Origin of the sequence: Pseudomonas abietaniphila (assembly GCF_900100795.1) — a bacterium.
Classification (GTDB): domain Bacteria; phylum Pseudomonadota; class Gammaproteobacteria; order Pseudomonadales; family Pseudomonadaceae; genus Aquipseudomonas; species Aquipseudomonas abietaniphila.
This window is the reverse complement of the sequence record NZ_FNCO01000011.1, coordinates 70,674-94,221: the sequence shown is the minus strand read 5'-3', so window position 1 is coordinate 94,221 and position 23,548 is coordinate 70,674. Positions and strand designations below refer to the sequence as shown.

The window sequence follows — 23,548 nt, the reverse complement described above, 5'->3', positions numbered from 1 at the left end:
TCGGTCACATCGTTCCCGATAAATATTCAGTTCAGAAAAACCAGAACTAAGGGCCGTCTTATTTGGCGCCGGACTGAAACAGATTGCCCTTTACCGGTTGCCGAATCTTGCCGCCGGAGGGGTCGAAACACGCGCTGTCGTAGTGGGGCGCGACACAGGTCGACGGAACCCCGGGAGGAGGGGGCCGAATGGCCTGCATGCGGTCGGAGATTTCTTTTTCATTGGTGATGATGATCTTCCTGCGGCGGCTCACTTGCAGGATTTCAGTGGCGTTCTTGTTCACCCGATGCGGAAAGTCAGCCTCCTCCCAGTCACTGGAAAGCCGCGACGGTGCAGGGCGCAACGGCAACGTATCGCCCACATAACTCGGACACGGCGTGGAGGCAAAGCTGACCCTGCCATCGTGGGTCATGCACTTGAACACGTCCGCAGTGGCAGCGTCGCACGCGCCCAGCACAAGAATGGCGAGTGTGCCTGCAAACCGTCTCATCGAAAGAACCCTCCCTGTTATGGCGCAAGGCTACCATTTGCGGGAGGGTGCTGTCAGCGGCGCGCCGTTGGCCTCAATGCGTTTCGTGAGTCGCTTTTTGCACCCTGGCCAACGCCAATGCAACGAACATGTCAGCATCGCCCTGCAGAACCCGTAAATGGTCCTCGACATGATCGCCGTTTTTCTGCACCTCTCTGGAATCAACCAGCCGGGTGACTTCGCACAACGCATTGGCGGTGACCCACAGGCTCTGACGTAGCTGCCCAATGATTTTCACCACGCTCTCGGTGCTGTCTTGTTCGTCGTCGGTGTACCCGTTATGCCCTGCTGGCACGCTGGGCAACAGCGGCACCTCCATTCGATTGTGCGAATCGATACCTGTCACTACGCGGCTTATGTCGACGCCTGCCGCGGCGATACGGAAGAGGTAGTCGGCTCTGGGCAGACGCTGTCCACTTTCGTAATGACCTTGAGCGTTGGCCTCTACGCCCCCGATGGCTCCGAGGGCACTTTGCGTCAGCTTCAAGCGTTTCCTTTCCTGTTTCAGGCGTTTGCCAATACCGTTCATCAACCTACTCCTGCGAGATCCACGCCCTGGTTTTCTTCTAATAGGGCGCGCAATGGGGGCCGGAATACGGGCTGGGTAATCTTTGTAGAACTAGCCTCGTACTAACTGGTTACCTCTAAAGTAGAAAGCAACGGATAGACATTAGCTGGTCAATTGACACTACGACGTTCTTTCCGATGTCCTGCGGCTGAATATCTGTGCGGACGGAGGGATAAGCCCAAAAATACACCGTATCGGATGGGCTGTTCATCCGCACGGATGGGAGAAGCGCGGCAGCGCGCAGAGGGGATTGGGGCAAAACGGCGTTCACGCTGGTGGACGTGACCCTCGTTTGAATTATTGGGCGCGGTGGGCAAGGGCTCGGCTTCGAGTCTTTCTCTGGCGGACACGTAATGGGTCACCAGAAACGAAAAACCCCTGGATTCTCGAGGAATCTCAGGGGTTTCGTTTACATCGAATGTGGCGGTGAAGGAGAGATTCGAACTCTCGATACAGTTTCCTGTATACACACTTTCCAGGCGTGCTCCTTAAGCCACTCGGACACTTCACCGTATCTCTTCAGACGTTCAGTCTGTCGAGGCGCGCTAATGTAGTCGAAAGCTCTCGCGAAGGCAAAACTTTTTTTCAGAATTTTCATGCGGTTAAGCAGAAAAGCATGAAGCCCCGGCTTCTTTATAAAGCGCGGGGCGGGGCGTGGTGGGTCCGGGCGTCTGGATCAGGCGCCGAAGCCGCCGTCGATGGTCAGGCTGGCGCCGGTGACGTAGCCCGCTTCAGGGCCTGCGAGGTAGGCAACCATTGCAGCGATTTCTTCGGCCTTGCCGTAGCGAGGGACGGCCATCAGGCCCATCAGCGATTCGGCGAAGTCACTGTTTGCCGGGTTCATGTCGGTGTCGACCGGGCCGGGTTGTACGTTGTTGACGGTGATGCCGCGTGGGCCGAGGTCCCGAGCCAGGCCTTTGGTCAGGCCGACCAGTGCCGATTTGCTCATGGCATAAACGCCGCCACCGGCGAAGGGCATGCGGTCAGCGTTGGTGCTGCCGATGTTGATGATGCGACCGCCGTCACCCATGTGGCGGGCCGCTTCCTGGCTGGCGATGAAGACACTGCGCACGTTGATGGCCAGGGTCCGGTCGAAATCTTCCAGCGTGAACTCGTCCAGCGGCGCGACCGCCAGTACGCCTGCGTTGTTGACCAGGATGTCGAGGCGCTTGAAGGCGTCCACGGTTTTGGCGACGGCGCCGCGAATGTCTTGTTCGTTCGCGCTGTCGGCCTTGATCGCCAGGGCTTTGCCGCCAGCGGAGGTGATGTGGTCCTGCAGGGCGCGGGCCTTGTCTTCGGAGCTGACGAAGGTAAAGGCCCCGGCGGCGCCTTGTTCGGCCAGGCGTTTGACGATGGCGGCGCCGATACCGCGAGAGCCGCCTTGAACCAGTACGACTTTGCCTGTGAGGTTGGTGGGGTGAGTCATGTCGATCTCCTGTAACCGTTGATCAGTGAGTGGATGGGTTCAGTATCTGTTGCGCATTAGGTTCTCGGTAGCCGGTAATCGCTATAGTCTGTGTAAACCAAAAGTTGTGAATGAGTGAAATGGAAAACTTCACCAGCATTGAATGTTTCGTGCGCAGCGCGGAGGTCGGGAGCTTCGCTGAAGCGGCCCGGCGTCTGAGCCTGACCCCGGCCGCCGTGGGCAAAAGCGTCGCGAAGCTGGAAAGTCGGCTCGGCGTGCGGCTGTTCCAGCGTAGTACGCGTCGACTGACCCTGACGGAAGCCGGACAACGATTTCTGGAAGAGGTCCGCGCGAGCTTCAATACCATCCAGAACGCAGTCGCCAATCTGGCGAGCGCCGAAGGCAGTCCGGCAGGCACGTTGAAGGTCAGCGTGGGCACGATGTTCGGCTGTTTATACGTGGTGCCGTTGCTGGGCGAGTTTCTGCGTCGCTACCCGGCGATCACGCCTGACTGGCATTTCGATAACCGTCAGGTGGACTTGATCGGGCAGGGTTTTGATGCCGCGATTGGCGGCGGTTTCGATCTGCCGCAAGGTGTCGTCGCCCGCAAGCTGACGCCAGCCCATCGTGTGCTGGTGGCGTCTGCACAGTGGCTGTCGGCGCATCCGGGGCTCGAACACCCTGACGATTTGAGTGGGTGCGACGGCATCCTGATTCGTTCGCCACAAACGGGCAGAATCCGCGCCTGGCCGCTCACTCACCGCAGCCAGGAGCAAAGCCCGTTGCGCTTGAAGGCGCGCATGACCCTGAGCGATTCCGAAGCGGCGTGCCGGGCGGCGATGCAAGGCTTGGGTGTCGCGCTGGTGAGCATGCCGTTTGCGCTGCCTTATTTACGCAGCGGCGCCTTGCAGCGCGTGTTGCCGGATTGGTATGTCGAGGACGGCGCCATTTCGATTTATTACAGTGAACACAAGCTGCTGCCTGGGAAGACGCGGGCGTTTGTCGATTTCATCATTGAGCAGTTTGCCGAACAGCAGCTGGCCAGACATTTCAGTGCCATTTGAAGAGAGCGAATTCATGAACATCCACCCCAAGGCCGCGCTGGTCATCATCGACATGCAGCAAGGCATCAACCACCCGAAGCTGGGGCGGCGGAACAACCCTGATGCAGAGCGGCAGATGCTGGCGCTGCTGGACGCGTGGCGCCGAACCGATCGGACGGTGATTCACGTCCGGCATTTTTCCCGCGAGCCGGATTCCGTGTTCTGGCCTAAGCAGTCGGGGGTCGAATTCCAGCCTGAATTTCTGCCGTGGGACGGGGAAGGGGAGCTGCACAAACAGGTGCCGGATGCATTTTGTCATTCGGCACTGGAAGGCTGGTTGCGCGCGGACGGCATCAATCAGGTGGTGATCGTCGGTGTCGTAACCCACAACTCGGTGGAGTCTACGGCGCGTAGCGGGGGCAATCTGGGGTTTGAGGTGATCGTGCCCCATGACGCCTGCTACACCTTCGACGGTGCGGATTTTTTCGGTCATCCGCGCACCGCCGAAGAGATCCACGGGATGTCGCTGGCCAACCTGCACGGCGAATACGCGCAGGTGGTGGCGACTGAGACGATTTTGCAGGGCCTGGGCTAGCGCCGCACACGCTCCCACAGGTCAGGCGTTCAGATCACGATGCGCGGTGGTTGCTCACAACCTGAACCGCGCCATCTGCGCCGCCAGATGCTCGGCTTTTTCCGACAACCGCTGGCAGTCTTCCCGGCAGGCTTTTACATCGCTGGCCGTGGATTGCGCCAGATCGGCGATGCCTTGCACGTTGCGGTTGATCTCTTCGGTCACGGTGCTTTGTTCCTCGGTGGCGGCGGCGACCTGATGGTTGCGGTCGGTCAGCTCTTCGACATGTCCGGCAATCGCATCCAGTGAGTTGCCCGTGCGGCGACTGGCTTCCACACCCGTGCCTGTCGCCGCTTGACCGGCGCGCATGGAGGTGACGGCTTGGTCGGCGCCGCTTTTCAATTCCCCCATCATCTGCTGGATTTCCGACGTGGCGCTCTGAGTGCGTCCGGCGAGGGTGCGCACTTCGTCGGCGACCACGGCGAAACCGCGACCCATCTCGCCCGCGCGCGCGGCTTCAATGGCCGCGTTAAGCGCCAGCAGGTTGGTCTGCTCGGAAATGCTGCGAATCACGCTGAGCACCTGATCGATGGTGGAGATCTGCGTCGCCAGGTTTTCCACGGCACCGGCTGCAGTGCCAACGCCGTCAGACATGCTTTGGATGTGACCGATGGACTCGCCGACCACCTTTTTCGCCGACACCGCTTCCTGATGGGTATTGCGCGATACGTCAGCCGCGGCGCCAGCGTTGCGAGCGATTTCCTGCACGGTCAGGCCCATCTCGTGAACCGCGGTGGCCACCATGTCTGTCATCTGTTGTTGCTTGAGCGCGCGGCTTGAGGTGCTGTCGACCACACGCGCCACGTCCACCACGCTGTGGCGCAATTGTTCGCTGGTTTTCAGCACGTCACCGATCAGCAGGCGCAAGCTTTCGATGAAGCGGTTGAAGCCCCGGGCCAGGTCGCCCAACTCGTTCGCACGGCTGTCGTCCAGACGTCGGGTGAGATCGCCCTGGCCGCCACCGATGTCGACCAGCGCATTGGTCACCTGTTGAATGGGCCGCACGATCCCTCGGGCGATCCAGGCAACGAAGCCCAGGAAACACAGCACGACGGCGAGGCTGATCGCCGAAATGGTGGTCAAGGCGTCCTTGGCCGGGCCATAGACTTCCGCCAGCGGGACCTCGCTCACCAGCGTCCAGCCCAGCGAGGCAACGGGCTTGGCGACCGCCACATAGGCTTGACCCTTGCGTTCGAACGCCAGCGCCTGGCCGTCGCCGGTCTGGCTCAACAGCGCCCGCGCGGCGGAATCACCCACCAGTTGCGTCAATGTTTCACGGTCATTGAACTCCGCGTTCGGGTGCACTTTGACCTTGCCGTCCGGGCTGACCAGGTACACCTGGCCTTCCTTACCGAAATGGAAGTCGCGCACCATCTGCGACAGCGCGCTCATGCTGAAGCCCAGGCCCGCCACACCCACCACTGTGCCGTTGTGCTCGATGCGCTGGTTAATGAACAGCGTCGGCACCTTGGTCGTGGCATCAATGTCGATGTCCGGCGAGCGTTGCTTGTTGCTGTCGAGAAATCCGTAGAACCAGCTGTTTTCGGCAGGGCCGCGTTGCAGCGTGCGGTCCGCACCCTTGTTGGTGATGTAGTGACCGCTGTCCTTGGCGACGATGAAGGTGGTCAGCGCGTTGTGCTGGTCCTTGATTTTCGCCAGGTAACGAATGAAAGACGGTTGTTGCGCCGCGTCTTCACCCGAGCTCAGCCAGTCGGACACCAGCGTGTTATCGGCAATGTCGCTGGCGGCGGTCAGAGGGGCTGCCAGCAGACGTTCGAGGTCGTTACGGATCGCTTCGACACTGGCCGGCATCGCTTGCTGGAGCAAATAACGGTCGGTCAGTTTGTTCAGTGCGAAGGCATAAATCGCAATGACGATCAGGCTGCTGATCACCAGCGCAGCACCCATGCTCAGTGTCAGTTGCCACTGAATACTCTTTCGCCAGACAGGCATAGAAAACTCCGCAAATACAAGCGCACAACCACGATGGAACAGTGCCGGTAGTTCGCCTGGAGCAATAACCGGGCCACGAAACTGATCGAATGGTCAGGTTGTCAGTCGCTGACGCTCTCCAGAGCCTTTGCGTGAAGGGCAGCGACCATTTGGCGGATTGTTTCAAAGGTGCTGCGAGTCAGGTTTGTGTACAAAATATGAGTAGTTTTGTATCGGTTATTCGTGGGGTGCGCACCAATATGGCAAAAGGCCGGAAACACTGCCCTCGAAGCTGCCATTTGGCTGACGCGGGACCGGACACCCTCGTCGCTCACACAACTGTCAACATCCGCCCATAAAACCTTCACTTGCGGTTGATATAAGCCTCTGCAGCGATAGAAACGCCTTGGCCATCGAGCAGAGCAATTTATGGATGTGAGCGTTCCGGGTAACCGCAAGAAAATCCTCGTCACCGGGGCGGCGGGGTTTATCGGTTTTCATACCGCCCGGCGGCTGTGCAGGGACGGCCACGACGTGGTCGGCATCGATAACCTCAACGGTTACTACAGCGTCGAACTCAAGCAGGCCCGGCTGTCACTGCTCATGGCACTGCCCAACTTCGCGTTCAAGCTGCTCGATCTGGGTGACAAACAGGCAATGCTGACGCTGTTCGCCGAACAGCGCTTCGATCACGTTATTCACCTCGCCGCTCAGGCGGGCGTGCGCTATTCCATCGACAGCCCGGACACCTACGCGCAAAGCAACCTGGTGGGGTTCCTCAACGTGCTGGAAGCCTGCCGGGCCCATGTGCCGACGCATTTGATCTATGCCTCAAGCAGTTCGGTGTACGGGTTGAACGACCATCTGCCGTACGCCACGACCGACTCGGTCGAGCGGCCGATGTCGTTCTATGCCGCCACCAAACGCGCCAACGAGCTGATGGCGCATTCGTACGCTCACCTGTATGGCATTCCCACGACCGGCCTGCGGTTCTTTACCGTGTACGGCCCGTGGGGCAGACCCGACATGGCGCTGTTCAAATTCACGGATGCCATCCTCAAAAGACGCACCATCGACCTCTACAACGATGGCGCCATGTCCCGCGACTTCACTTATATCGACGACATCGTCGAGGGCCTCGTGCGCCTGATACCGCTGCCGCCGACGTCCGAAAGCGGGGCGCCGAACAAGGTCTACAACATCGGATTCGGCTCCCCCGTGAAGCTGCTGGATTTCGTCGAATGCCTCGAAGACACCCTCGGCATCCGCGCCATCAAGCATTTCATGCCACAGCAGCCAGGCGACGTTCTGAACACCTGGGCCGACACCCGTGAGCTGGAGGCGCGAACGGGTTTCCGGCCTCACGTCACGGTGTCGACCGGTGTGCCGTCCTTTGTCGACTGGTACTGCAGTTACTACCGCGTTTAATCCTTTATTTCCCAGCCTTGTGACAGGAACTTCATGTCCGAAACCCCTTACGTGTCGGTGCTCATTCCGGCAAAAAATGAAGCCGGCAACCTCATTCCGTTGCTGGAAGAAGTCCGCGCCGCGCTGGCCAACGAGGCGTTTGAAGTCATTGTGGTGGACGACGGCAGCACCGACGCCACCGCTGCCGAATTACGCAGCTTGCAGGCCGCTGGATACCCTGAGTTGCGGGTGCTGAGCCATGCCCGCTCCCTGGGCCAGAGCACCTCGATTCATCACGCTGCGCAGGCGGCACGCGGTCGCTGGCTGGCGACGCTCGACGGCGATGGTCAGAACGATCCTGCCGATCTGCCGAAGATGCTGGATCTGGTTCGTGGCTCGGAAGGAAAACCCGGGGGCGTGAAGCTGGTGGCGGGCCATCGGGTCAACCGTCAGGACACCGCGAGCAAACGCTGGGCGTCGCGATTCGCCAACAAACTGCGCAGCAATCTGCTCAAAGACCAGACGCCCGACACCGGCTGCGGCATCAAGCTGATCGAGCGCGAAGCGTTTCTGCGCTTGCCGTACTTCGATCACATGCACCGCTTCATTCCCGCACTGATCCGTCGTCACAACGGGCGGATGCTGGTGCACCCGGTCAACCACCGCGAGCGCGGATCAGGGGTGTCGAATTACGGCAACCTGGACCGGGCACTTGTCGGCATCCTCGATCTGTTCGGCGTGTGGTGGCTGATAAGGCGCACCCGTCTGGACGTCACCGCACAAGAAACCGAGGTCTGAGATGGGCAGAGAATCGTTGTGGCTGGCCGTCGGTTTCATTGGCCAGCTGGCGTTCACCGGGCGTTTTGTTCTGCAATGGCTGTACAGCGAATACAAGAAACGCAGCATGATCCCGGTCGGGTTCTGGTACCTGAGCATCATCGGCAGCGCGTTGCTGCTGGCGTACGCGATTTACCGCGCAGACCCGGTGTTTATCGTCGGGCAGTCGTTCGGGTTCATCGTCTACCTGCGCAATCTGCAGCTGATTGCCAAACACGGTGAGAAGGCGTCCCCCGAACCGGACAAGGGACACTGAGGCCGTGCGCATACGATTGGCGTCTTCGCGGCTGGAGTTTTGGGCGAGTGTGGCGTTGGCGATGGTGTTGCTGGGAGCCGGTCTTGGCTGGCGCCAACCGCTCAATGTCGACGAAGAGCGCTTTCTGGGCGTCGCCCTGGAAATGCTGCAGAACGGCTCCTGGTTCATCCCGCATCGCGCGGGCGAAATTTACGCCGACAAGCCGCCGCTGTTCATGTGGGCGGTGGCGCTGTGCGTGCAGTTGACCCACCTGCCCAAAGTGGCGCTTTACCTGCCGGCGTTGCTGGCGGGGGCGGTATCCACGGGCTGTCTGTATGACCTGGGGCGGCGCTTGTGGGGGCGGCGTGTCGGGGTGATCTCGGCGTTGCTGTTTCTCACGACCTATCAGACGTACAGCATCTTGCAGACCGGACAGATCGACGGCTTTCTCGCGCTCTGGACGATGCTGGGGATCTACGGCCTGTGCCGGCACTTGCTGCTGGGGCCGGCGTGGGGGTGGTTCTACATCGGCTGTGCCGCCATGGGGCTGGGTGTCATCAGCAAGGGCGTGGGTTTTTTGCCGGCCTTGATGCTGATTCCTTACGCCTATGCGGTGCGCAAAGGCTGGCACGGGGTGGTGCCGATGCCGGGCAAGGCCAACGCCTGGTGGTTGGGGTTGCTGGTGGCGTTGGCGGCAATTGCGATATGGCTGCTGCCGTTGATCGTGATCGTGTCCCAAGGCAGCGCCGACAGCCTGGCGTACGCCCAGGAAATTCTGCTGAAGCAGACGGCAGGCCGTTATGCCAATGCCTGGGACCATCGCGAGCCGTTCTGGTATTTCTTTGTGCAGGTCATCCCCAAGTACTGGCTACCGATCATCTTCATGCTGCCCTGGCTGGTGCCCGCCTGGCGCAAGCAGTTGCTCAAGCACGACGGTCGGGTCCTGGTATTGCTCGGCTGGGTGGTGCTGGTGCTGGTGTTCTTCAGCCTGAGCACGGGCAAGCGCAAGATTTACGTCTTTCCTGCGGTGCCTGCGTTGGTGCTGGCGGTCGCACCGTTGGTTCCCTGGATGCTGCGTCGCTGGTTCAGCCGCAGGCCTTGGGGCCGAACGGTGTTCGTGACGCTGACGGCGGTGTGGTTGTGCGCCTGGTTCGTGCGCGGTTTCGTCGAGCCTCGTCAGGAGGGCATCAATCCTCATGAAACCATGATGCGGGACGTGGCGCAGTTGACCGGTAACGCGCAGGTCGTGCTGGTGGGCTGGCGTGAAGGGCACTGGTTGTTCGCGCAGCAGCCGGTCGTGCACTTTGGCTTCATGGACAAAAGCCCGCTGGAGCACTCGGTCGTCTGGTTGCGCAGCCATCCACAGGCCTATGCCCTCGTCCCCGCGAACGACATGGCGCGCTGCTACGACCCGGCGAAGGCCCGAAGCGTGGGCGACACCTCACGGGCCGAGTGGTACCTGGTCGGGGCGGATGCAGACAACGGCCGTTGCCAGTCCCCGCCGCCGTCGAAGGTGTATGCGTTTGAGTGGACGCAGCAGCGGGTGGGTGGCGTCGCCTCGCGTTGACGGGTGAAACACAGAACCTGTGGGAGATTCTAGGGTTCTCAAACCTGTGGTGCCTGTCCGTTTCTTGAGGGTCGCAAAGCCTGACAGTACGCCACATCCCGGATGACGCAGAGCGTCATGGGATGGGTTACCACACGGAGCGTGGGAACCATCAGAAAGAGGTTGAGCTGACAGCGCTTGCTGTGTGGAGGCACGCCCACGGCAAAACCGCCTGTCAGTGCTGCACGCCGGCGCGCTTGAGCAGCTTTTTGCAGCGCTCGGACAGGTGCACGACCCGCAGGTGTTTACCGGCTTTCTGATAGCGCTCGCGCAACGTCTTCAGGGCGGCGATGGCCGAGTAGTCGACGAAGCGCAGGTGCCGGCAGTCCAGCGTCACCTGGCCTGGATCGTTGAGGTGATCGAACTGGTCGAGGAACGGAGTGGTCGAGGCGAAGAACAGCGTGCCGTGCAAGTGATACAGCTTGCTGCCGTCGGCTTCGACATGGCTGTCGGCGTACAGCTCGCGGGCTTGTTGCCAGGCGAAGTTGAGGGCTGCGATAAGAATGCCGAACAGCACCGCGGTCGCCAGATCCGTGAGCACGGTGACGATGGTCACGGCGATGATCGCCATCACATCGTTCAACGGCACTTTGCGCAGCACGCGCAGCGACGCCCAGGCGAAGGTCTGTTGAGCGACCACGAACATCACGCCGACCAGCGCGGCCAGTGGAATGCGCTCGATCAGCGGTGACAGAAACAGCACGAACATCAGAATCATCACCCCGGCCACGATGCCGGACAGACGTCCGCGACCGCCCGAGCTGAGGTTGATCACGGTCTGGCCGATCATGGCGCAACCGCCCATGCCGCCACAGAAACCCGACGCCATGTTGGCAACCCCCAAGGCCACGCATTCCCGATCCGGGTAGCCACGGCTTTCGGTGATCTCATCGGTGAGGTTGAGCGTCAGCAGGGTTTCCAGCAGACCGACCAGTGCCATCAACACGGCATAGGGCGCAATGATGTAAAGGGTCTCCAGGTTCCACGGGATATCCGGCATGGCGACGCCGGGCAGGCCGCCCGCGATGTGCGCCATGTCGCCGAGCGTGCGGGTCGGCAGGTTGAACAGGTACACCAGCAGCCCGACGCCCAGAATGGCGACCAATGCAGGCGGGACCGAGCGGGTCAGGCGCGGCAGCAGGTAAACGACGGCCATGGTCAACGCCACCAGACCGAGCATCAGGTACAGCGGCGCGCCGCTGAGCCAGGTGTCGCCGCGCTTGAAGTGTTCGAGCTGGGCCATGGCGATCACGATCGCCAGGCCGTTGACGAAGCCGAGCATCACCGGGTACGGCACCATGCGCACCAGTTTGCCCAGACGCAGCAGGCCGAACGCAATCATCACCAGACCGCCGAGCAACACCGTCGCCAGTAAATACTGCACGCCGTGTTGCACCACCAGCGCAACGATCACCACCGCCATCGACCCTGCGGCGCCCGACACCATGCCGGGCCGACCACCGAACAGCGCGGTCAGCGTGCAAATGATGAACGCGCCATACAGGCCCATCAGCGGGTTGAGGTGGGCGACCAGGGCGAAGGCGATGCACTCCGGCACCAGGGCGAAAGACGTGGTGAGTCCGGCGAGGACATCGGCGCGTAGGCGAGCGGGTTTCATGAAGTACCTGAGTGACGGAGCGGCTCCGGGACGGCCGCGTCGGTGAAAAAGGGGGAATGTTACGGAATGCTGCGTGCGTAAGCCAGCCGGGGTGCGAGCGCCCGGCGTCATGTGTTGACTGCTGCCCCGTGATTGCTGGGCCGGCCGCCAGGTGCCCGTCTTTGGCGATTGCAGCTGATCAGTGGCGACTCATCATTTTGGGGCATCTGTCGATACAGGTTTCATGACTGAACGTGATGAGCCCTTGCCAACGCCTATGCCAACGCTTCCCCCTTCGGACCCTTTGAATCCGAGAAACCATCGCTCCAGTGTGGCGCTGGCCCGTGCGTCGCTCTTCAAATTCGTTGTGTTGTTGACCGGCGTGTTTGTGCTGGGAGGCTGCATGTTGGCCTATCTGGCCCGGGATCTGGACCGCGTCGAAGAAGTTGAAAGTGAGTTCTACACCCTCAAGGCAGTGCGTTCACTGGAGAAGTCGCTAAGCGCGACCATCAAGGATTACGCCTTCTGGGGCGACAGCTATAAGAACCTCCACCTGCATGTCGACACCGACTGGGCCTTTGTGCGCCAGAACATCGGCCCGACGCTCTACAGTGATTTCGGGTTCGAAGGCCTCTTTGTCGTCAATGACGCCGATGCCACGGTTTATGCCGTGACCGAGGGCAACCTGACGACCGTCGATGCCGCGCAGTGGCTGGGGCCGTCGATGAGCCAGATCCTCGCGCGGGCTCGTGAGGGGGCCGAGAAAGAGACCCCGACCACAGCCTACATTCAAGTCAACGGCGTTCCCGCGTTGGTCGCCGCCGCAGCGATAACGCCAGGCACCGACCCGACCGTCGTGCCGGATGACCGCGCCCCGTCCGTGCTGATATTCGTCACGCTTCTTACCGACGCCAAGCTCGCCGCGCTAGGCAAGGACTATGGCGTGGGCGCGCTCCATGTGGCCACACCGGACGAGTTGGGGCACGCGTCGGTGCTGGCGCTTGGGCAGGACGGCGAGGCAGGGGCCTTGCACTGGATCCCGCCCAAGCCTGGGGAGCGTTTGTTGATGCTGGGGCTGCCCTGGGTCTGCGTGGCCGGACTGCTGGTCTGTCTGATGGCGTGGGCGATTTTGCGTCGCACCACCGCCAGCGCCAAATCGCTCGACGACAGTTACGCCTCCTTGCAACGCAGCCAGATCGCGCTGGCGACCAGTGAAGCCAGGTTTCGGGATGTCGTTGAAGCCAGTTCCGACTGGGTTTGGGAAATCGACGACCAAGGGCGGTTCACCTATCTGTCGGAGCGATTCGAAGCCGTTACCGGCCTGTCGCGCGACGGTTGGGCCGGCGCTTCAATGGATGATTTGCTGGGCACTGAAATGGGGACCGTCTCGCAGTGGCTGGCGATCCCGGATCGCAAGCCTGAGATCAGTATCCAGTGCCGTTATGCGGACGCCCGGGGTCAAGCTCGGATCACCCGTTTGTCCGCCCGGCAGATGAAGGGTGCAGGCTTCCGCGGAACGGCAACGGACGTCACCGAAGAAGTCGAAGCGCGGCGGCGTATCGAATTTCTCTCGCAGCACGATGCCCTGACCGGGCTGCCCAACCGGGTCAGGCTCCAGGAGTTTCTGGACGGAAAGCTCAAGGCGACGCCTACGGCGCAGCATCCGCTGGTCATGCTCAGCCTGGACCTGGATCGGTTCAAACCGGTCAACGACCTGCTGGGGCACGCCGCAGGTGACACTGTGCTGAACGAGGTGTCCCGTCGGCTTTCCGATTGTGTGCGTCACGGCGATCTGGTGGCGCGCGTCGGGGGCGACGAGTTTGTGCTGATTCTGACGGATGTCGAAGGCCCCGAAGAGGTCGAGGCGTTGTGCCAGCGATTGATCGGGTCCATCGAACATCCCGTTTTGCTCAACGAACAGGAGGTGTTCGTCAGTGCCAGCATCGGTATTGCGATGGCGCCCACGGATGCTCGAGAAGCCGCCGAACTGCTTCGTTATGCCGACATCGCCTTGTATGAGGCCAAAGCCAGCGGCAGGAGCACCTGGCGCTTTTATGCCGGCGACATGAATGCCCGGATCATCGAGCGGCGTCGTCTGGAAAGCGATTTGCGCTTTGCCATCAAGCATGGCGAGCTGAGGCTGCATTTTCAGCCGCGGTACCGCATTGCCGATGGGCACATGGTGGGCGCCGAAGCACTGGTTCGCTGGCAGCATCCTGTCCGCGGCCTGATCGCGCCGGATACCTTTATCCCGATTGCGGAGGAGACGGGGCTGATCATCCCCCTCAGTGATTGGGTGATTGCGACTGCTTGCAGCCAGGCCGCTACATGGCCGGCCCATCTGTTTGTCTCGATCAACCTGTCGCCTGCAGAGTTCAAGCGCGGTCAGGTCTCGCTTCGGGTCCAGAAGATTCTGGAGGCGAGCGGCCTGGAGCCTTCGCGCGTCGAGCTTGAGATCACCGAAGGCGTGATGCTGGAAGATGCTGCGGGCGCGCTGGAGGTCATGCGGTCACTCAAGCGTCTCGGCGTGCGGATTGCCATGGATGATTTCGGCACGGGGTATTCGTCGTTGAGCTACCTGCGCACGTTCCCGTTTGACGGGCTGAAGATCGACCGCAGTTTTCTCACCCGGCTGGGTGAAAGCGAAGATGACCAGTCGATTGTCAAAGCCATCATCGGGTTAGGGCGAGCGCTTTCGCTGACGGTCACCGCCGAAGGAATCGAAACAGCCGAGCATCTTGCTCTGCTCAAGGCGGTGGCGTGTGATGAGGGGCAGGGCTACTACCTGAGCAAACCGTTGAATATGAGCGACTTCACGTCGCTGCTGGGGCAGGGCAGCCCGGTCGACAGCGACTGCTGACGGCGGGGTCAATCTTCTCGGTGTCCAGTCAGGCAAGATTGTGTAAGGATGCCGGGCTATAACACTCCTTGCCCGCCCAATCCGCCCCCCTTTAAGGACAGAACACGGATGCTCGCCGCCCTCAGACATTACCCTGCGTCAGTCAATCTGCTGCTGTCCTCGTCGCTCTTTCTGACGCTGGGCAGGGCCATTACCTTGCCGTATCTGGTGATTTACCTTTCATCCAGCTTTGTCCTGAGCATCAGTGATATCGGCATGGTGGTCGGCAGCGCGCTGATCGTCGGCTCGTTGTTGAGCCTGTACGGCGGTTACCTCACCGACAAACTGTCCAGCTACAAGCTGATCCTGTGCTTCACCGGGTTCTTCGTCACCGGCTTCGTCGGCATGTGCGTGACCAACAAGCTGTGGCTGTTCTTCCTGTTTCTGGTGTCCTTCAACTTCGCCTATTCAGTGATCGACATCGTGGTCAAGGCGGCGTTTGGCAAGCTGCTGCCGGTGGCCGAGCAAAGCAAGGTGTTTTCGGTGCGCTACACGCTGATCAACATCGGTTATGCGGTGGGGCCGTTCATCGGTGCGGGTTTGGCCCACTGGAACATGAAGCTGCCGTTCATGATGTCTGCGCTGCTGGGTCTGGGCTTCTTCGTGGTCTATTCGATCTTCGGCGACCGCAAGCTCAGCTCGGCGGACCCTGCCAACGCGCCGGTGTCGTTCCTGGCGGTCGGGCGAATTCTGCTCAAGGACTATCGGCTGGTCTGCTTCACCGTGGGCGGTGTGCTGAGCGCCGTGGTGTTCGGCCAGTTCACGGCGTACATCTCGCAATACCTGGTGACCACCAGCACCCCGGAGTTCACGTATCAGGTCATCAGTTCGGTGGTGGCGGTCAACGCAGCGGTGGTGATCTGCTTGCAGTATTTCGTCGGCAAACACATCAGTCATCAGTACCTGAATCAGTGGCTGACGGCAGGTTTCAGCCTGTTTCTGATGGGCGTGGTCGGCTTTGCCTTGTCGACCACGGTGCTGCACTGGTCGCTGGCGGTGGCGATCTTCACCCTCGGCGAAATCATCGTGTTCCCGGCCGAATACATGTTCATCGACCGCATCGCTCCCACGCACCTGCGCGGCATGTATTACGGCGCGCAGAACCTGTCCAACCTTGGCGGTGCACTGGGTCCGGTGCTGTGCGGTTTTGCTCTGGCGACGCAGTCAGCGCACTTCATGTTCTATATGCTGGCGGCCTTTATCGTGGCCGGCGGCTGTTTCTATCTGCTGGGCGCTTCGTACTCCAGACGTCACGATCAATCCTCCAGCACGCGGTGATGTTTTGCGATGAGTGTTCTGTCTCCTCTGGATGCCTGGCAGCAGGCGGTCGACACGCAGGGTTTTCAGCCGGACGAGGCTCAGCGCCGAGCGGCGCACACACTTCAGGAATGCTGGCAGGCCCTGCGTGATCGCACGCCTCACGCGTCGGTGAAGGGCGTGTATCTGTGGGGCCCGGTGGGGCGTGGCAAGACCTGGCTCATGGACCGTTTCTACGAGAGCCTGCAGATTCCCGCGCGCCGCCAGCATTTTCATCACTTCATGCGTTGGGTGCATCAGCGGTTGTTCCAGTTGACCGGCGTTGCCCGGCCGCTGGAGGTGCTCGCCCGTGAACTCGCTCAGGAAGTGCGGGTGCTGTGTTTTGACGAGCTGTTCGTCAACGACATTGGCGATGCAGTGATTCTGGGCGGTTTGTTGCGGGCCATGTTCGAGGAGGGCGTGGTGCTGGTCTGCACGTCGAACCAGTTGCCGGAACAGCTCTATGCGACAGGGCACAACCGCGATCGCTTCGTGCCCGCGATTACCGCGATCAATCACTGCATGACGGTGGTCTCGGTGGACGGCGGTGAAGACCATCGCCTGCACCCGGGGCAGGCGCAGCAACGTTATTGGGTGACCGAAGAGCAGGGCGCCAGCGCCTTGGTCCAGGTTTTCGAAACGCTGAGCAGCGGCGAGTCGGTGTCTATTCAGCCGGTGCCTGTGGGGCGGCGTCATTTGCCGGTCGTGCGTGCCAGCCGAACGGTGGTCTGGTGTCGATACGCCGATCTGTGTGAACAGCCACTGGCGGCGATGGACTTCATCGAGCTGTGCGATCGCTACAAGGCCGTGTTGCTCAGCGAGGTGCCTGCGTTGAGCGCGCCGCAGCGCGAAGGTCGCATTGCGCGCGGCACCGAGGACGGCGTGGAGCAGGTGGTGGCAGGCGACCGTGAACTGCCGCAGTTGTCTCCCTACGATGACGGTGTGCGGCGGTTCATTGCGTTGGTGGACGAGTGTTACGACCGCAAGGTGCCGCTGTATGTCGAAGCGGCCATGCCGATGCAGGAACTGTACACCGAGGGTTACCTGGCCTTTGCCTTTCGCCGGACGTTGAGCCGTTTGCAGGAAATGCAGCTGGCGCGGTTTGGGCAATAGCGCTACCGATGCAATGTCACTTCAGGCGATGGCAACCTGTTGGAGCGAATTCATTCGCGAAAGAGGCGCCAGACGCCAGACGGTTATCGGCTGTACCGGCCTCTCGCGAATGAATTCGCTCCCACAGCGTTCAGTCATCAGCGAGGGTCAGATGGCTTACTCGACGATGCATTGCGATCAAACCCTGTTGCGTCGACTTTGTGCGAGTACATGCTTGCCACCTTCACCCACCAGCACCATGACCGCGAGCCAGATCGGCAGGTAGGTCATCCATTCATCCCGCCCGATGGACTCGCCCAGCAGCAGGGCGACGCCGACCAGCAGTACCGGCTCAACGTAACTCAGCAGGCCGAACACGCTGAACGCCAACAGGCGACTGGCGAGGATGTAGGCCACGAGGGCCGAGGCGCTGATCGCACCCAGCACCGGAATCAACAGGTAGAAACGCGGGAACTGTTCGACCACCGCCGGGTTGCCTTTGCAGATAAAGGTCACGGCCACCGGCAGGATCAGCAACATGTCCCACCACAGCCCGCCGAGGTTATCGGTCCTGAGCTTGCGCCGCAGGATGAAATACACCGGATACCCCAGGCACACCACCAGGGTTTCCCAGGAAAAACTGCCCAGGCGCAGCAGCTCGTTGCCCACGCCGACCAATGCGCAGCAGGCGGCGATCTTTTGCAAGTGCGAGAGTCGCTCGCCATACACCAGGCGCCCGGTGAGAATCATTGTCAGGGGTAACAGAAAATAGCCCAGCGACACTTCCAGACTGCGGCCGTGCAAGGGCGCCCACAGGAACAGCCACAGCTGCAGCCCCATCAGCGATGCCGACAGCGCCATCCCGCCAAGCAGTGCCGGGTTCCGACGCAGGCGTGCGGCCAGTGCTCGAGTCAATTGCCAGTCGCCACTGGACAGCATGAAGACCGTGACGCAGGGCAGGGTCAGCAGCATGCGCCAGCCGAAGATTTCTTCACCGCTCAACGGTTTGAGCAGTGAGGTGTAGTAGTACATGACCGCGAAGAGGCAGGAGGCCATGACCGATAACGCAACACCCTTGTACACAGGGTCTCCTTGGTTTCGATGCTTGGGGATTTTGAAGGGGCTTACGGCGTCAGACTCTGGCGGCCTGATCGTGGGAAACGGCGGACAGTCTAGCTGAAGGTGTCCCTCTCGTTCGCGAGTAATCTGATAAACACCAGATGAGCTGGCAGTAAACGATGCACGTTTGGCAGAGAACGAGACCGCGCGCCGATTGAGCGTACACCGCCTGTCCCACAGACTTCTCCTCAACGCGCCACACCGGCGCGATCAATCGAGGAAGACCTCCATGACTCAAGAAATCGCCGGTATCAAGATCCCCGACAGCGCCCTGGCGCGGGCGACCACCGAATACATCCGCGAGCAGGAAGATGACCTGCTGTTCCATCACTCTCGCCGCGTATTTCTGTGGGGCGCGTTGACTGGCGAGCGTAAAGGATTGAAATACGACGCCGAGCAGCTGTATGTAGGCGCCATGTTCCACGACCTCGGCCTGGTGGAAAAACACAGCAGCCCGGACCTGCGTTTTGAGGTCGACAGCGCCAACGCAGCCCGTGCGTTCATGAAGCCGTTTGGCCTGTCCGAAGGCGATATGGAGCAGGTGTGGTTGTCCATTGCCCTGCACACCACGCCGGGTGTGCCTGAGCATCTGCGTCCGAACGTGGCACTGGTCACTGCGGGCGTTGAGATGGACGTGCTGGGCATCAATTACGAAAAGTTCAGCGACCAGCAGCGCGACGTCGTGACCCATGCTCATCCGCGTGGCGAAGCGTTCAAGGAATGCATCCTCTGTGCCTTCGCAAACGGCTTCCGTCACAAGCCCGACACCACCTTCGGCACCGTCAACGCCGACGTGCTGGTCGATGAAAATCCGACGTTCAAGCCGATGAACTTCGTCGAGATCATCCGCACCTCGCCGTGGAAGGCGTAAGCCATACGACCCGACGCGGTTCGGTGTAGGGGACGTCGGAGGTTACGACGGCAGCGAACGCGGTGGGTCAGACGTTGATGCATTGCCTGACACACCGCATTCGCGACCGTCGTAACCTCCGATTGCTCCTACAGGGGTAGTGCAGACTCCCGGCCATGTGGAGGGTGCTGATCGTTCCCGCGCCGCGCACGGGAATGCCGCGTGAGACGCTCGGCGTCCGGTAAGGGTGACGCGGAGCGTCACAGGATGCGTGCCCACGCAGAGCGTGGGTACGATCAAAGATCATCCGCACCTCGCCGTGGAAGGCGTAAGCCATACGACCCGGCAACGCGGTCCGGTGTAGGAGACGTCGGAGGTTACGACGGCAGCGAACGCGGTGTGTCGGACGTTGATGCATTGCCTGACACACCGCATTCGCGACCGTCGTAACCTCCGATTGCGCCTACAGGGACAATGCAGCCTCTCGGGCGTGTAGATTGTTGATGCCGCAAGACTGCTGAGGCATTTCTGAGGCCAAATCCATCAGCATCCCTTCTTCGGCATTGCGCCATCCTTTGTTAGGCTCTGTGTTTGTCGGCCCATGAAGGGCGCTTTTCCATTGCCAGACAAGGGAGCAGCAATGACCTCCATCGGCACCGCAGCACCGACCGTGCCAGGGCGGCTCGAACAGTTCTCCACCCGCGTCACCTACTTCATCACCGGGTTCAGTATTTCTGCGTGGGCGCCGCTGGTGCCTTATGCCAAAAGCCGTCTGGGCCTGGACGACGCAGGCCTGGGTCTGTTGCTGCTGTGCCTGGGCATCGGCTCGATCATTGCCATGCCCCTTGCCGGCGCCATGACCGTCAAGTACGGCTGTCGTCGGATCATCACCCTGGTGGGCGGCATCGCCTGTCTGTGCCTGCCGTTGCTCGCCACACTCAACAGCGTGCCGATGATGGTGGCGGTGCTCTTTATCTACGGCGCCAGCATGGGCGCGCTGGGGTGTGTCACCAACATTCAGGCCATCATCGTCGAGCGCGCCAGTGGCAAGACCATGATGTCGGGTTTTCACGGGCTGTTCAGTTGTGGCGGTATCGTGGGGGCGGCAGGTGTTTCCGCTTTGTTGAGCGTCGGCGTGTGGCCGTGGTTGACCGTTTCGCTGGTGTCGGTGTTTCTCGCCCTTGCCTTATACAAGGCTCGCCCGAACATGCTCGGGTACGGCAGCGAGGCGGGCGGTCCGGCGTTCGCCATACCCCATGGCGTGGTGCTGTTCATCGGCCTGATGTGCTTTACCGTCTTTCTCACCGAAGGCGCGATGCTGGACTGGAGCGCGGTGTTTCTCAGTGCCCGGCACGGTGTCGAGCCGTCATACGCCGGTTTTGGTTATGCGGTGTTTGCGTTGGCGATGGCCATCGGGCGCTTGTGCGGCGACCCGATCGTGCGTCGACTGGGCGTGCACAAGATCATTCTGTTCGGTGGGCTGTGCGCAGCGGTCGGCATGACGGTCGCGACACTGGTTCCCTACTGGCAAGCGGCCCTGTGCGGTTATGCGCTCGTGGGGCTGGGCTGCTCCAACATCGTGCCGGTGTTCTACAGCGCCGTGGGCCGGCAGAAAACCATGCCCGAAAACGTCGCCGTCCCGGCCATCACCACCCTGGGTTACATCGGTATTCTGATGGGCCCGGCCGGTATCGGGTTTGTTGCTCACCTCAGCAGCCTCGGCGCCGCGTTTCTGATCATTGCCGTGATGCTGCTGGGTGTCGCGATCAGCGGTCGCTATCTGAAGGTATAACGGTTACAACGCACGCGCTGTCCCTGACAGGCGAATTGAACTGCCGGGTTCAGGGCTGAACTCGGCACGAATCCGCGAACGGCTGCCCATGTCTTCACCCTGCACGATGTCGATGACCCCGCCGTGGTCCCAGCCAATGTCACGCAAATAACCGGCGAATGCCGCGCTTGACGCACCCGTGGCAGGGTCTTCATAGACGCCACCAAAGGCAAATGGATTGCGCGTGTGGAAGAGGCGAGCGGATTCGGCGAACACCAGCAATATCGTCACCCAACCTTCACGCACCATCAGCTCACGTCCGGTGGCGAAGTCATAGCGCATGTTCCTGAGCGTGTCCCGACGGTTCACGGCGAGTACAAGGTGTTGCGCGCCGCCATTGATCAACGCAGGCGGAATACGCAAGTCAATGTCTTCGGCTTGCAGGTCAAAGAGTGACATTGCCTGACTGAGCAACTCGCGGCTGACCGGTTTGCTCAAGGTCGGTGGGGACTGCAGCGCGGCAGAGGTCAACGCGCCGTCCCTGTGGCCTTCGACGCTGATCTGCGCTTCGTTGAGGGAGAGCTTGAAAAGGCCTTCGCCAAACCTGCCCGCCAGCGCTGCGCCCAAGGCGATGGTGGCGTGGCCGCAAAACGGTACTTCGGCTTCGGGGGAGAAGTAGCGCACCCGAAAACCGTCGCCTTGCGGCACGGCGAAGGCCGTTTCCGAGTAACCGACCTCGGCGGCCACCTGCTGCATGATCGCGTCGTCAGGGAATATGTCGCCGATCCAGACGCCCGCCGGATTACCGCCTTGGTCAGCGTCGGAAAAGGCCGCAAGCCTGAGGATGTCCATTGCCATGTTCGAGTGCTCGTTGCGCCGTGGGGAAGTGGCGCAATTGTTGTCGAAGAACGGCAGTGGACACCAACCGAAAGTGCTTATGCGTGGGATTCAACGGGTTGATGCAAGGTACGACGTGCATCCCTTGGCCGTTCGGCCTGCCAGCGTTAGCGTCCCGGAGGACGTCAGCGCCGGCAAGCCGGACCGTTACGGCGAAGATTCCCGGCGCGATCGATCAGGCCGGAACCATCGCAAAGCCCACACCGAAGCGGTTCCAGGCATTGATGGTGGCGATCGCCAGGGTGATGTTGGCGACGTCCGCCTCGCTGTAGTGCGCAAGCAGCGCTTCGTATTGATCCTGCGGCGCGTGATGGATCGACAGCTGCGTCAGGCTTTCGACCCACGCCAGCACGGCTTTCTCTTTCTCGGTGAAGAACGTGGTTTCTGCCCATACGCTCAGGGTCTGCAGGCGGGCTTCGGTTTCGCCAGCTTTGCGCGCGTCATTGGCGTGCATGTTGACGCAGTAGGCGCAGCCGTTGATCTGCGAAGCGCGCAGGCGGATCAGTTCCAGCAGGGAGCTGTCCAGGCCCGATTTGGCAAGGGCAGCTTCCAGACCGACCATGGCTTTGTAGGCTTCTGGCGATTTCTGTCCCCAGGCGATTCTTTTGTTCATGTGTGCGTGCTCCGATGAAGTCAGTGTGAAATTCGTTGGCTGTGGCACTACATTACGCTTGAGCTCACGATGGCCGAATAGCCAATGGATCGGGATTTTTGGAGACCAATTGCCGAGGTTTTCCAGGATGGGTCTACCGCACCGCACACGTGCGTCGAGGCCTGCGAACACGCTTCATGAACGGCGCGGCCACGCTTTACGCCTTGCCGCTCAGGCTCAGCGATCTAGCATGTGCGCCAACCATCACAAGGAGTCATCCATGTTTGCCGGATTCCAGAAAGACCAGCGCCTGGTCAACGGTGTTCAGATCAGCTATCGCATCGGCGGGACCGGCCCAGGCCTGTTACTGCTGCACGGTCACCCGCAGACCCATGTGATCTGGCACAAGATAGCCGAGCAGCTGAGCCAGCATTTCACGGTGGTGGCCGCTGATCTGCGCGGTTACGGCGACAGCAGCAAGCCGCCTGCCACGCCAGACCATTCCAGTTATTCCAAGCGCGAGATGGGCCGCGACATGGTCGGGCTGATGCGCGAACTGGGCCTGTCGACGTTCTCGATCCTGGCCCATGATCGTGGCGCCCGCGTGGCTCACCGGCTGGCGCTGGATCATCCGACGTCTGTCACGCGCATGGCCTTGCTCGACATCGCCCCGACGCTGGCGATGTACAGCCAGACCAATGAAGCCTTTGCCCGTGCCTATTGGCACTGGTTTTTCCTGATCCGTCCGGCCCCGTTGCCGGAGATGTTGCTGGAGGCCAATCCGGAGCAGTACTTGCGCAGTGTCATGGGCAGTCGCAGCGCGGGGCTGACCCCGTTCACCGACGAAGCCTTCGCCGAATACCTGCGCTGCGCAAGCCTGCCAGGTGCCGCGCGGGGCGTGTGCGAAGACTACCGCGCCAGCGCCAGCATCGACCTGGAACATGATCGGGCGGACATTGACGCGGGCAATCACCTGACGTTGCCGTTGCTGGTTTTGTGGGGCGGCGAGGGAACGGTCGGCAAATGCTTCGAGCCGCTCAAGGAGTGGCAGAAAGTCGCCACCGACGTGCGTGGCAAAGCGCTGCCCGGCGGGCATTATCTGGCCGAGGAGATTCCGGAGGAATTGCTGGCAGAGGTTTTACCGTTTTTGAGGTGAGACGTGGCAGTGATCCGTTTCTGGTCGCAGGCCGGTTGCGGCAGATCGCTGGCACAAAAGCGAGTTGTCAGCCGAGCATCCTG

General features: G+C 61.1%; 20 protein-coding genes, 1 tRNA gene and 1 pseudogene. 12 read left to right on the top strand and 10 right to left on the bottom strand.

What is annotated here, in order from left to right; all coding sequences use genetic code 11:
- Positions 1-58 precede the first annotated feature (58 nt).
- The 4 genes from BLS87_RS20710 to BLS87_RS20695 all read right to left on the bottom strand — a co-directional run bounded on the left by BLS87_RS20710 (position 59) and on the right by BLS87_RS20695 (position 2,523).
- A complete protein-coding gene (locus tag BLS87_RS20710; RefSeq protein WP_074755102.1) occupies positions 59-490 on the bottom strand; it encodes a DUF4124 domain-containing protein in 432 nt (143 codons plus the stop codon).
- Between the two features lie 73 nt (positions 491-563).
- Positions 564-1,058 (bottom strand): helix-turn-helix domain-containing protein, encoded by a 495-nt coding sequence (locus tag BLS87_RS20705; protein WP_074755100.1) that lies wholly within the window; start codon positions 1,056-1,058, stop codon positions 564-566.
- Between the two features lie 460 nt (positions 1,059-1,518).
- A tRNA-Ser gene (locus BLS87_RS20700) sits at positions 1,519-1,608 on the bottom strand.
- Positions 1,609-1,773: 165 nt separating this feature from the next.
- Positions 1,774-2,523 carry a 3-oxoacyl-ACP reductase family protein gene (locus BLS87_RS20695; RefSeq protein WP_074755098.1) on the bottom strand — a complete coding sequence of 250 codons (750 nt, stop codon included), beginning with the start codon at positions 2,521-2,523 and terminating at the stop codon, positions 1,774-1,776.
- A 119-nt stretch (positions 2,524-2,642) separates the two neighbouring features.
- Here BLS87_RS20695 and BLS87_RS20690 point away from each other — a divergent pair, with 119 nt between their 5' ends.
- Positions 2,643-3,566: a LysR family transcriptional regulator gene (locus BLS87_RS20690; RefSeq protein WP_074755096.1), complete on the top strand. Its 924-nt coding sequence runs from the start codon at positions 2,643-2,645 to the stop codon at positions 3,564-3,566.
- Positions 3,567-3,579: 13 nt separating this feature from the next.
- Positions 3,580-4,140 carry a cysteine hydrolase family protein gene (locus BLS87_RS20685; RefSeq protein WP_074755094.1) on the top strand — a complete coding sequence of 187 codons (561 nt, stop codon included), beginning with the start codon at positions 3,580-3,582 and terminating at the stop codon, positions 4,138-4,140.
- Between the two features lie 54 nt (positions 4,141-4,194).
- Here the strand turns inward: BLS87_RS20685 and BLS87_RS35295 are convergent, their stop codons facing one another.
- The gene (locus BLS87_RS35295) at positions 4,195-4,923 is read right to left on the bottom strand and encodes a methyl-accepting chemotaxis protein (RefSeq protein ID WP_425262239.1); all 729 of its coding nucleotides are present in this window, start codon (positions 4,921-4,923) and stop codon (positions 4,195-4,197) included.
- Between the two features lie 129 nt (positions 4,924-5,052).
- Positions 5,053-5,991: pseudogene (locus BLS87_RS35290) on the bottom strand (cache domain-containing sensor histidine kinase); the annotation flags it as partial.
- 549 nt (positions 5,992-6,540) lie between these two features.
- Between BLS87_RS35290 and BLS87_RS20675 the strand changes: the two are divergent.
- The 4 genes from BLS87_RS20675 (at position 6,541) to BLS87_RS20660 (ending at position 10,157) form a co-directional block, all read left to right on the top strand.
- Positions 6,541-7,539, top strand: a complete 999-nt coding sequence (locus tag BLS87_RS20675; protein WP_074755090.1) for an NAD-dependent epimerase/dehydratase family protein — start codon at positions 6,541-6,543, stop codon at positions 7,537-7,539.
- A gap of 33 nt (positions 7,540-7,572) precedes the next feature.
- Positions 7,573-8,316: a glycosyltransferase family 2 protein gene (locus BLS87_RS20670; protein ID WP_074755088.1), complete on the top strand. Its 744-nt coding sequence runs from the start codon at positions 7,573-7,575 to the stop codon at positions 8,314-8,316.
- Between the two features lies 1 nt (position 8,317).
- On the top strand, positions 8,318-8,611 hold the full coding sequence (locus BLS87_RS20665) for a lipid-A-disaccharide synthase N-terminal domain-containing protein (protein ID WP_074755086.1): 294 nt from the start codon (positions 8,318-8,320) through the stop codon (positions 8,609-8,611).
- Between the two features lie 61 nt (positions 8,612-8,672).
- Positions 8,673-10,157, top strand: coding sequence for an ArnT family glycosyltransferase (locus BLS87_RS20660; RefSeq protein ID WP_074755407.1), 1,485 nt, complete (start codon positions 8,673-8,675; stop codon positions 10,155-10,157).
- Between the two features lie 214 nt (positions 10,158-10,371).
- Here the strand turns inward: BLS87_RS20660 and BLS87_RS20655 are convergent, their stop codons facing one another.
- Positions 10,372-11,814, bottom strand: a complete 1,443-nt coding sequence (locus tag BLS87_RS20655; RefSeq protein WP_074755084.1) for a SulP family inorganic anion transporter — start codon at positions 11,812-11,814, stop codon at positions 10,372-10,374.
- Positions 11,815-12,070: 256 nt separating this feature from the next.
- Between BLS87_RS20655 and BLS87_RS20650 the strand changes: the two genes are divergently transcribed.
- The 3 genes from BLS87_RS20650 to zapE all read left to right on the top strand — a co-directional run bounded on the left by BLS87_RS20650 (position 12,071) and on the right by zapE (position 17,101).
- Positions 12,071-14,653: a bifunctional diguanylate cyclase/phosphodiesterase gene (locus BLS87_RS20650; protein WP_074755082.1), complete on the top strand. Its 2,583-nt coding sequence runs from the start codon at positions 12,071-12,073 to the stop codon at positions 14,651-14,653.
- Between the two features lie 108 nt (positions 14,654-14,761).
- Positions 14,762-15,970: an MFS transporter gene (locus BLS87_RS20645; RefSeq protein WP_074755080.1), complete on the top strand. Its 1,209-nt coding sequence runs from the start codon at positions 14,762-14,764 to the stop codon at positions 15,968-15,970.
- Between the two features lie 9 nt (positions 15,971-15,979).
- On the top strand, positions 15,980-17,101 hold the full coding sequence (gene zapE / locus BLS87_RS20640; protein ID WP_074755078.1) for a cell division protein ZapE: 1,122 nt from the start codon (positions 15,980-15,982) through the stop codon (positions 17,099-17,101).
- A gap of 177 nt (positions 17,102-17,278) precedes the next feature.
- Here zapE and rarD read toward each other — a convergent pair whose 3' ends face one another.
- The gene (gene rarD / locus BLS87_RS20635; RefSeq protein ID WP_074755076.1) at positions 17,279-18,163 is read right to left on the bottom strand and encodes an EamA family transporter RarD; all 885 of its coding nucleotides are present in this window, start codon (positions 18,161-18,163) and stop codon (positions 17,279-17,281) included.
- 265 nt (positions 18,164-18,428) lie between these two features.
- Between rarD and BLS87_RS20630 the strand changes: the two genes are divergently transcribed.
- Together BLS87_RS20630 and BLS87_RS20625 are read left to right on the top strand one after the other, a co-directional pair.
- Complete coding sequence (locus BLS87_RS20630; protein WP_074755074.1) at positions 18,429-19,070, top strand: HD domain-containing protein; 642 nt, start codon at positions 18,429-18,431, stop codon at positions 19,068-19,070.
- A gap of 619 nt (positions 19,071-19,689) precedes the next feature.
- Positions 19,690-20,841: an MFS transporter gene (locus BLS87_RS20625; protein ID WP_074755072.1), complete on the top strand. Its 1,152-nt coding sequence runs from the start codon at positions 19,690-19,692 to the stop codon at positions 20,839-20,841.
- A gap of 3 nt (positions 20,842-20,844) precedes the next feature.
- On the opposite strand, the gene BLS87_RS20620 is transcribed toward BLS87_RS20625, so the two are convergent.
- Complete coding sequence (locus tag BLS87_RS20620) at positions 20,845-21,678, bottom strand: PhzF family phenazine biosynthesis protein (RefSeq protein ID WP_143024439.1); 834 nt, start codon at positions 21,676-21,678, stop codon at positions 20,845-20,847.
- A 214-nt stretch (positions 21,679-21,892) separates the two neighbouring features.
- Positions 21,893-22,330: a carboxymuconolactone decarboxylase family protein gene (locus BLS87_RS20615; RefSeq protein ID WP_074755070.1), complete on the bottom strand. Its 438-nt coding sequence runs from the start codon at positions 22,328-22,330 to the stop codon at positions 21,893-21,895.
- A gap of 259 nt (positions 22,331-22,589) precedes the next feature.
- Here BLS87_RS20615 and BLS87_RS20610 point away from each other — a divergent pair, with 259 nt between their 5' ends.
- A complete protein-coding gene (locus tag BLS87_RS20610) occupies positions 22,590-23,465 on the top strand; it encodes an alpha/beta fold hydrolase (protein ID WP_074755068.1) in 876 nt (291 codons plus the stop codon).
- The last annotated feature ends 83 nt before the right edge of the window (positions 23,466-23,548 follow it).